This is a genomic window from Phenylobacterium sp., from assembly GCF_035276905.1.
Classification (GTDB): domain Bacteria; phylum Pseudomonadota; class Alphaproteobacteria; order Caulobacterales; family Caulobacteraceae; genus Phenylobacterium.
Genome location: NZ_DATELG010000126.1, coordinates 1 through 7182 on the forward strand (window position 1 = coordinate 1; position 7182 = coordinate 7182).

Consider the following 7182-nt stretch of genomic DNA (forward strand, 5'->3'; position numbering starts at 1 on the left):
CAGCGCCCCGAACGGGATCTGGCGGACCTGCTCCTTCTGCAGCAACGTCCGCTGCTCGCCGTCGGTCTCGATCCGCCAGATCTCCGGCTGGCCGTCGCCGTCGGCGTCGATGCGCAGGTAATGGGTGCGCACCGCCTGGAAGGTCACAACGTCGTCGCCACCGAAAAACACCTCCATCACATCCGGCATCAAGGTGTCCACCGCATCCGACAGGGTGGAGTCCACCGCCGTCGAGCGGCCGCGGATCACCTGGAGGTCGACAATCTTGCCCTGCCGGTACTCCTGGGCCTTGATCCGCACCCGCGCGAGCTCGCCGGTGTCGCCCTCCCCGAATCCCACCGAGCGGCGGCATTCGTCGTCGACGATGCGCAGGAGATCGGCCTCGGTGTAGCGGAGCTTGCCGCGCCCTTCCCGTTCACGCTCGACCGCCACCATCAGGCCCTCAGCCCGACAAGGCCCGTAGCCGTGGTGCCGCTCGCCTTCACCTGGACGATCCGGCAGGCGATCGTCTGCCCCGCCAGCGCGGTGACGGCGGTCGTGCCGCCCAGCGAGTCGACCAAGCTGACCGTGCCCGCCCCGCCCACCACCACGCCGACCAGGTCGACGAAGGCGGTGTCGGACGGTGTGATCGCGACCAGTCCCGAGGGAGTGTTGGCGGTGTTGAAGCTCATCAGACGATTCCAAGACTTGGCATGACCAGCGGGGCGCTGGCCCTAAGGACGGGGCGCGCGAGCGCTCCGTAGCGGAAGGCGTCGGCCGCATGGCTCGCCCAGTTGTGGAGCGGCCGCTCGCGCCAGACTTGGCGCTTGGCGTCCCACTCGCGTCGGTATTGCTTCAGCGCTTCGAGGCCGCGCCCACAGCGCTCGGCGTCGAACCAGCAGCGCGCCAGCATCAGCCGCACCGCATTGATCCCGTCCGCCACCGTCTGCTGCGGAACGACCTGGACATCGCGCAGGCCCAGCGCGCGCAGCGTCTCGACCCGGCTGACGCCGGTGCCCAGCTCTCGCGCCTCGGCGTCGTGCGGCAGCACGTGGCGGCCAAAGCGATAGTCGCGGGCCTCCAGCCGGCGCACGATCTGCGGCAGCCCCTCGCCCGAGACTTCCAGGTAGTCGACGATCCGCCGCTCGGGGCCGACGTCCTGCACGAACCAGATCGCCGTCGCGTCGTCGATGCCCAGGTCCCACCAGGTGTCGACCCGCACCAGCGGCTCGATCGGAACGCGGCAGACGCGACCCTCGGCCTCGGCCTTGGCCAGCTCCGCAGCGTAGAAGGCGCCCTCGACCGAGGCGTCGAAGCTGCACTCGTATTCCCGCGCATAGGCCTGCGGCTCCATGCTGCTGCGGGCGTCGGCCAGTTCCTCCTGCGAGAGCAGGCCCGTCTGCGAGGCCTTCAGCTCCCAGAGCGCCCAGCCGGGCTCGCCGCGGGCGGCGCGCTCGCGCAGCTCGAAGAAGCTGTTCTTGCCGCGCGGCGTGCCGGTGAAGGTCGCCCGCCCCTGCCGGTCCGACAGCGCCGGCCGGATCACCTCGGTCCAGGCCCTGGGGTCCCAATCGCCGAACTCGTCACAGTCGACGTCGTCCAGATACAGACCGCGCAGGGCGTCGGGATTGTCCGCCCCGAACAGCCGGATACGCCCGCCGTTCGGCAGGTCGCACCGCAGTTCCGCCTCGTTCCAGCTCGCCCCCTGGATCGGCGCGGTGAACCGCTTGAGGTGATCCCAGGCCACCGCCTTGGCCTGGCCAAGGTAGGGCGCGACATAGGCGCAGCGCGGATTGGGCTTGTCGCAGGTCAGCGCCGTGCGGATCAGCCCGTTCAGCGCCGCCACCGTCTTGCCCGCCCGCCGGTGCGCCACCACCACCCGCCAGCGCGCCGGACTCTGGTGATAAGGCAGCCACACCGAGCGCGGCCGGTAGGGGATCACGATCTCGCCGACGGGTCCGGCGCCCCCTCTTCTTCGGTCAGCGCCCATCGGATCACCTGTTCGAACGGTTTGTCGTCCTGGTTGCCCACCGCCACGCTGGCCAGCCTCGGATGGACATAGGGCGCGGCGGCCTTGGCGGCGTCGAGCCGCTTGGCCAGGTCCAGGCTCTCGTCGCGCATCACCTGAACCAGGTAGTCGAGCGGGGTCGGGCCCGAGGCCCGGACGGCGACCAGCATCTCGGCCGCGGAGGCGGGCGCGGCGGCCCGCTTCGGAGTTCGCGCCACAAGGCCTCGCTTTTCAGGAAGGGCGACGCCGCGCCCCAAAGAAAAAGCCCCGCGGCGATCCCGCGAGGCCCTCGACCGCCACCAGGGCGATCATCTCATTTCATGAATTCCGCGGTGATTTGCGGGCGGATGCAAGGCGTGAATAGATGAGTCAGGCGACTAAGTCGCCAGGCTTCCAATTGGGATCAAGCTGCTTCTGTTGCTACTCGAACGCCTTTCTTTGATCTTCTTCGCTCGGCCACCCCATCATGTCGATGGAGAAATACGCAGCCGCGTTGGCGCGGCGTCAGGAGCGTTGTTCGCACAAGATTTGCAGAGCTGCGGAGTAAGGCGCTCGCCCGGGGAGGCTCTCGCCCACCACTTCGACCGTGCCATTTCGTGAATTGCGGGCTGATTTGCAGCCGCTCGCAACCCCCTACGCCGCACATCGGCGGCAGGTCGCCGGCGATCGCGCACATCTCGCTGGCGCCCGCCAGTTCGCCGCGGGCGATCGGCTCGGCGAAGCGCACCAGGAAGACGCCGACCATCGGCGCGACCCCAAACGCCAGCACGACCTCGGCGATCGGCGGCGCCGAGGCCCAGCTTTCGACGTGGGCGCGGGCGTCTGCGTTGAGCGCCTCGAGCCCTCCAGGTCCTCGGCGTCATAATCGATCTCCGCCCTGCCCGTCGGGAAGGCGGCCGCGTCGACGGGCGTGCTCATAGGCGCTCCGGATCTGCTCACGGCCAAGCTTCCACACAAAGGGCGCCCAATCAAGAACAAACGAAGAACTCGGTAGCAACTCCAGCCTGAACGCCGGACAACAGCGACCTCAGAGGTCGTTCAGCGGCGCAGGCGCTTTATGCGGACAACACGGGGCCTCCGCCCCGCCCGGAAACGGAAGCAATCGATGAAGACCTTCGCCGCCCTCTCCGCCGCCGCCCTGACCGTTCTTGGCGCGGCTGCAGCCGCCACCCCGAGCTTCGCCCAGGACTACGGGCGCTACGGCTATGGCTACGGCTACGCCGATCCCTGCCAGACCACCCAGCACGACCGCGGCACGACCGGCGCCGTGCTCGGCGGCATCGCCGGCGCGCTCCTGGGCTCCAACCTCGCCAGCCACCACGGCGGGCGCGCCGGCGGCGCCGCGCTCGGCGCGGTCGCAGGCGCCGTGATCGGCAACAACATCGGCCGCAGCAGCGCCAAGTCGTCCGACGCCTGCGAGGCGCGCGACTACGGCCAGGTCGCCTGGCGCCGGCCTGCGCCCGACTATGGCTATCGCGACGACGGCTATCGCGCCTACCGCTATCGGGAAGACGTCCGCTATCGGCCGTACGATCCGTACGGCTATTGAACCGTCCGCGCCGGGGACCTGGCTACTGCAGCGCGATCTCGAGCGCCGCCGCCCGCAGGCCCCCGTCGATCCCAGGCGCGAACCCCGCCAGGTCCAAGGTCTCGGCGATCTGCTCCAGCGCCTCCGACAAGGTGATCGGCGCGTTGTCCGCGGAAGCTATGGTCACGACGCGCTGAATCTGCCTGAGCGCCGTCTCGCAATGGGCTTCGGTCATGGCGTGGCCGTCCGCTGAATGAAGGAGCGCAACAACAAACGATAGGAACGGTCGAGGGTTTCCTGTCGATCGTGAAGCCGGGCCGAAAAAATCCCGGGTCTGCAGGCCGGTCAGGCGGCCGACGCCCGCCCCTTCGCCGGCAGGCATTGCAGCAGCGCCTCGGCCAGGGGCCGCAGCGCCACCGGCTTGGGGACGAAGCCGTCGAACCCGAGTTCGCCGTACTGGGCGCCCGTGCGCGTCAGGTCGGCGGTGAGCGCCACCACGGGAGCCGTGCGGTTCGGTCCCGGGCGGTGGCGGATCTCGCGCAAGACGTCGAAACCGCTCATCCCTGGCATCTGAATGTCGGTGAAGATGACGTCGAACGCCTCGCGCTCCAGTAGATCGAGCGCCTCCTGCGGCGTAATGCAGCAGGTCACCCCGACCCCCAGCGCTTCCATCAGCGCAGCTACGACGCGAAGGTTGATCTCATTGTCGTCGACATAGAGAACACGCTTGGCGGGTTGCGCGCTACGTACGTCGGGCAACATAGTTAAGGCCCTGCCTTAAGCCACTATACTGCCCTCATCTGGCGACCGACGTGCTTAAGACATCACAAATGCACAACGTCAATTGACGGTAAATTCAGTGCAAAAGCGGCGCCCGAGGGCCCAAAATGGGGCGAGATACGGCCAGAGAGCCGCACCGGAAGTCTTCGTAGAGATCTCGCCAAATGAAAGCTCGACCCGCGGAACAGCGGGCGCCGGCCGTGTGTTCGCCAGGGCATGGAGTGCACCCGCGAGACGCCGCGCCCCCTCACCAGCCCGACCGCCGTGGGCTTCGCGGCCTTGGCGCTGGCGGCCGTGGCGGCCGGAAGCTTCATCTCGGCGCTTACCAAGCAGTTGCAGCTGCCGCGCCCGGTGAACACCGCCAAAGTCGTGGTCATGCCGGCGAAGGAGGCGCCCCAGCCGGGCCCCGTCGGCGCATTCGCCTACATGGCCCCGGTCACGCCGCCACCGGCAAGCCCGCCGCCCAAGCCGCGCCGGCATTCGCGCGCGGCGCCCGACGAGGCGCCTCCCGCCGCGCCGGTCGAGACGGTGACGGTGGCCCGGGCCGCGCCGCTGAACGGCGCCGACGTCTCCGAAGTCGCGCCCATCGTCCCGCCCAGCGCGCCCGAGCCGGAGCCGGCTCCGCCCTAGCAGGGCGCCGCGGCGGAGCGCTGCGGGCGCTTGGCCGCAAGGGTCTCCAGCCCGCTGACCAGCAGCCGGTGCTTGCGCTCCCAGGCCGTGTCGAACCGCCCGGCGCAGCGCTGCAGGATCCACTGCGGCCAAGACGCCAGGCAGAAGCAGAGGAACACCTCCGCCTGTTCAGCAGCGGTCATCGCCCGGCTCATGGCGTTGTAGCGCGCCCGGGCCTCGACCTGTTCGGCCTCGCTCGGCGGCCCGCGTGAGGCGGCGTCCGAGAACACCGTCTCGAAGGCCGCGGCGACCTCCTCGTCCGACATCTCGCTCAAGCGTCGCAGGTCGCGGGCGGCTGGCTCGGCCGTCTCCGCCAGGCCGGCGGGCCGATGTTGCGGGTGCGAGCGCCGCCAGGCGGCGGCGTAGCGCAGCCCCGCCTGATGCTGCTCGGCGCTGATCCAGCCCCGCGCCCGCGCCAGGCTCATCGGGTCCTCCGCGTCCGCCAGCCGCGCGCGCGGCGCCTCCCCCAGCAAGGCCCGGCGCAGTTCGATCACCTTGGCGTTGGGCTCGACCTTCTGCACCAGCTGGCCGGACGGGTGCCGGGGGCCGGCCTTGCGCGGCCGTCCGCCGCCCTTGCGTCGCATCATCCCGCACTCCTTTCGTTCAAAACCGCCATCCTCACGCCGCCCACCGCTCGACGGCCTCGGCCCAGCGCCGCTGCTCGGCGGCCACGGCCGCGGGCGACTGGACCTTGAAGACGATTGCGTGATGGGCCGGGCAGTAGGCGCTGCGCGGCCTGATCCCCGCGCAGCACGACAGGAGCGCGTCGCCGTCGCCGCCCACCGGGAACGCGCACTCGCCCGGCTCGCGCGACAGCCACGGCCGCGCGAGCGTTTCCGGAAGCGGCGCGAACACGGCCTCTTGCCAGGGGGATCGCGGAGGCTCGGGCGGCCTCGCCGCGAGCGGAACCGGCGGCGGATTCATGCGTCCCGACGGACACGCAACGCCCGTCGGACCATCGTAACGGCGCGGCGCGGCCGGCGTCTGGCGGCTGGCCAGCAAGCGCAGCCGATGCAGCTTGCCGAGCACCGCGCTGCGGCTGACGTCGCCCAGCGCCTCGGCGATGCCGCTGGCGGAGATCCCTTCGGTCCAGAGGCGGGTAAGCTGCGCGATCCGCGCATCGGTCCAGGTCATGGGTAGCTCCGAAGGCTGAGGCGGCCGCTACGTCCGATTGTGGCGTAGCAAGCCGCATATTCTTGTTTTGTTCTAGGTCGGCGACGCGGTCGGCCTCGCGCGCGCGACTCCGCGGCGGATTGACAAGGCCGCTCAATCGGGTCGCCATGCGCGATTAGAACAAAATATGAACACGCAACGGTTGCGACCGGCGCAGTGGAGAGGGGCGAATGAGGCGGGCATGGGCTTACGGTATTTTTGATACCATCGAGGAGTCAAGAGATTTGGTAGCATTCATACCGCGCCCCGTGATAAGGCACGGGGCATGGGTGAACGCCACGACCGCCTGCGCCAGGCGCGCATCGCCGCCGGCTTCGAGCGTGCGAGCGACGCGGCCGCGCGCTTCGGCTGGAACGAGAACACCTACAAGTCGAATGAGAACGGCAATGCGCCCTTCTCCTTCCGCAAGGCCCGGGACTACGCCGAGGCGTTCGGCGTGCGCGCCGAATGGCTCTACGACGAGACCGGTCCCGTGCGGCCGGGCGGCGAGGCGATGGTGCGCATCGTCGGCCGCGTCGGCGCCGACACGGAGGGGACGGTGATCCACTCCGATGGCCAGGAAGGCTTTGACATGGTTCCGATTCCACCAGGGGGAACCTCGGCGGCCGTGGCCCTCGAGGTCGTCGGCCACTCCATGCGCGCGGTGGCCGAGGACGGATCGCTGATCTACTTCGAGGACCAGCGCAATCCGCCGACCCCGGACATGCTGGGCTACTACTGCATCGCCGAGACCGAGGACGGCCGGGTGCTGTTCAAGCGCCTGCTGCGCGGCTCCGAGCCCGGCCTCTTCGTGCTGGAGAGCCAGGTCGGGCCGCCGATCGAGGACGTCCGCCTGCGCTGGGCGGCCGAGCCCACCGCGATCATTCCGCCGAAACAGGCCCGCCGGATCATCCGCCGGGCAGACGAGCGCCAAGTCGCCTGACCACGCCCCGGAGGTCGGGCAGCGGTCGATCGGCTACCTCGACTTGACTTTTCGGGTATTTTTTATACCATTTCAGACATGCCAACCGATCGCTTCGGCCTGCAAGACGCCACGGACATCTGCCTC

General features: G+C 69.6%; 11 protein-coding genes. 3 read left to right on the forward strand and 8 right to left on the reverse strand.

Going from position 1 to position 7182, the window contains the following annotated elements; all coding sequences use genetic code 11:
• From VJS38_RS05760 to VJS38_RS05775, 4 genes are all read right to left on the reverse strand, one after another.
• A partial coding sequence (locus tag VJS38_RS05760; RefSeq protein ID WP_324087200.1) for a portal protein occupies positions 1–435 on the reverse strand: 435 nt, incomplete at its 3' end.
• Positions 435–671, reverse strand: coding sequence for a spike base protein, RCAP_Rcc01079 family (locus VJS38_RS05765; RefSeq protein WP_324087201.1), 237 nt, complete (start codon positions 669–671; stop codon positions 435–437). The genes VJS38_RS05760 and VJS38_RS05765, both read right to left, overlap by 1 nt.
• Positions 671–1918, reverse strand: a complete 1248-nt coding sequence (locus VJS38_RS05770) for a terminase large subunit domain-containing protein (protein ID WP_324087202.1) — start codon at positions 1916–1918, stop codon at positions 671–673. Before VJS38_RS05770 ends, VJS38_RS05765 begins: the two co-directional genes overlap by 1 nt.
• Entirely contained in the window at positions 1915–2202 is a 288-nt protein-coding gene (locus VJS38_RS05775; RefSeq protein ID WP_324087203.1) for a hypothetical protein, read from the reverse strand. The genes VJS38_RS05770 and VJS38_RS05775 overlap by 4 nt, the downstream gene beginning before the upstream one ends.
• Before the next feature lie 887 nt (positions 2203–3089).
• On the opposite strand from VJS38_RS05775, the gene VJS38_RS05780 reads away from it, so the two are divergent.
• Positions 3090–3533: a glycine zipper 2TM domain-containing protein gene (locus tag VJS38_RS05780; protein WP_324087204.1), complete on the forward strand. Its 444-nt coding sequence runs from the start codon at positions 3090–3092 to the stop codon at positions 3531–3533.
• A gap of 22 nt (positions 3534–3555) precedes the next feature.
• On the opposite strand, the gene VJS38_RS05785 is transcribed toward VJS38_RS05780, so the two are convergent.
• Together VJS38_RS05785 and VJS38_RS05790 are read right to left on the reverse strand one after the other, a co-directional pair.
• A complete protein-coding gene (locus tag VJS38_RS05785) occupies positions 3556–3747 on the reverse strand; it encodes a hypothetical protein (RefSeq protein ID WP_324087205.1) in 192 nt (63 codons plus the stop codon).
• A 110-nt stretch (positions 3748–3857) separates the two neighbouring features.
• Entirely contained in the window at positions 3858–4271 is a 414-nt protein-coding gene (locus tag VJS38_RS05790; protein ID WP_324087206.1) for a response regulator, read from the reverse strand.
• A 237-nt stretch (positions 4272–4508) separates the two neighbouring features.
• Here VJS38_RS05790 and VJS38_RS05795 point away from each other — a divergent pair, with 237 nt between their 5' ends.
• A complete protein-coding gene (locus VJS38_RS05795) occupies positions 4509–4922 on the forward strand; it encodes a hypothetical protein (RefSeq protein WP_324087207.1) in 414 nt (137 codons plus the stop codon).
• Here the strand turns inward: VJS38_RS05795 and VJS38_RS05800 are convergent.
• Together VJS38_RS05800 and VJS38_RS05805 are read right to left on the reverse strand one after the other, a co-directional pair.
• Positions 4919–5548: a hypothetical protein gene (locus VJS38_RS05800; protein WP_324087208.1), complete on the reverse strand. Its 630-nt coding sequence runs from the start codon at positions 5546–5548 to the stop codon at positions 4919–4921. The genes VJS38_RS05795 and VJS38_RS05800 overlap by 4 nt on opposite strands.
• Before the next feature lie 31 nt (positions 5549–5579).
• Positions 5580–6095 (reverse strand): GcrA family cell cycle regulator, encoded by a 516-nt coding sequence (locus VJS38_RS05805; protein WP_324087209.1) that lies wholly within the window; start codon positions 6093–6095, stop codon positions 5580–5582.
• Between the two features lie 304 nt (positions 6096–6399).
• On the opposite strand from VJS38_RS05805, the gene VJS38_RS05810 reads away from it, so the two are divergent.
• Positions 6400–7056 carry a peptidase S24 gene (locus VJS38_RS05810; protein WP_324087210.1) on the forward strand — a complete coding sequence of 219 codons (657 nt, stop codon included), beginning with the start codon at positions 6400–6402 and terminating at the stop codon, positions 7054–7056.
• Positions 7057–7182: the final 126 nt, after the last annotated feature.

What these genes read in the sequence shown, in the direction of transcription:
- VJS38_RS05765 (WP_324087201.1), bottom strand. Translation starts at nt 671, where the DNA reads ATGAGCTTCAACACCGCCAACACTCCCTCGGGACTGGTCGCGATCACA.
- VJS38_RS05780 (WP_324087204.1), top strand. Translation starts at nt 3,090, where the DNA reads ATGAAGACCTTCGCCGCCCTCTCCGCCGCCGCCCTGACCGTTCTTGGC.
- VJS38_RS05785 (WP_324087205.1), bottom strand. Translation starts at nt 3,747, where the DNA reads ATGACCGAAGCCCATTGCGAGACGGCGCTCAGGCAGATTCAGCGCGTC.
- VJS38_RS05795 (WP_324087207.1), top strand. Translation starts at nt 4,509, where the DNA reads ATGGAGTGCACCCGCGAGACGCCGCGCCCCCTCACCAGCCCGACCGCC.
- VJS38_RS05800 (WP_324087208.1), bottom strand. Translation starts at nt 5,548, where the DNA reads ATGATGCGACGCAAGGGCGGCGGACGGCCGCGCAAGGCCGGCCCCCGG.
- VJS38_RS05805 (WP_324087209.1), bottom strand. Translation starts at nt 6,095, where the DNA reads ATGACCTGGACCGATGCGCGGATCGCGCAGCTTACCCGCCTCTGGACC.
- VJS38_RS05810 (WP_324087210.1), top strand. Translation starts at nt 6,400, where the DNA reads ATGGGTGAACGCCACGACCGCCTGCGCCAGGCGCGCATCGCCGCCGGC.